Below are 255 nucleotides of genomic sequence, written 5' to 3'. Positions count from 1 at the left end.
ACATTGTTTCCGGCGAAACATTCACAGCCCCACAAGTCTACACACCAGGCGGCAATGCCCGTATCAACAGCCTGCAAGACGAAGACCAACTGACCGGTACCGGCGTCTCCAACACACTGACAGCCACACTGGGCAATGCCAACGACAACGGCGGCACACTCATCACCCCAAAACTGACCAACATCCAAACGCTGAATGCCTCCTTCACAGGATCATCCTCCGCGGGTGCCAACCTGGCAGTGACTGGTCTCGATC

The 255-nt window shown here is 56.5% G+C and carries 1 protein-coding gene; it reads left to right on the top strand.

Annotated features, from left to right (window positions below):
• The coding region (locus ACO0LK_RS27095) for a hypothetical protein (protein ID WP_422980622.1) at nucleotides 1-255 on the top strand (255 nt) is incomplete at both ends.

This window comes from Undibacterium sp. Ji49W (genome assembly GCF_049340205.1).
In the GTDB taxonomy this organism is placed as follows: Bacteria; Pseudomonadota; Gammaproteobacteria; order Burkholderiales; family Burkholderiaceae_D; genus Undibacterium.
This window is presented reverse-complemented; position numbering and strand designations above follow the sequence as displayed.